Annotated in this window: 1 protein-coding gene; it reads left to right on the top strand. The window is 47.3% G+C overall.

Annotation, left to right across the window (positions count from 1 at the left end):
* Window positions 1-412, top strand: a 412-nt coding sequence (locus ACTHUR_RS21770; RefSeq protein ID WP_440400894.1) for a collagen-flanked surface repeat-containing protein, incomplete at both ends; no start/stop codon positions are given.

Below are 412 nucleotides of genomic sequence, written 5' to 3'. Positions count from 1 at the left end.
AAAGACGGTAACGGTAACACCACTACTACCATCGTTAAAGACGGTAAAGCTGCAGCTAAGGGTGATACTGGTGCTAAAGGTGAAGACGGTAAGAATGCTGAAGCCGACGTTAAAGACAACGGCAATGGCACTCACACTGTAACCATCAAAGACGGTAACGGTAATACCACTACTACCATCATTAAAGACGGTGCAACTGGTGCTACCGGTGCAACTGGTGCAGATGGTAAGAATGCTGAAGCCGACGTTAAAGACAACGGCGACGGCACTCATACTGTGACCATTAAAGACGGTAACGGTAACACCACTACTACCATCGTTAAAGACGGTAAAGCTGCAGCTAAGGGTGATACTGGTGCTAAAGGTGAAGACGGTAAGAATGCTGAAGCCGACGTTAAAGACAACGGCAATG

This window comes from Neisseria sp. P0021.S007 (assembly GCF_051956855.1).
The sequence above is the reverse complement of the archived record's forward strand: the minus strand, read 5'-3'. Positions and strand labels throughout refer to the sequence as shown.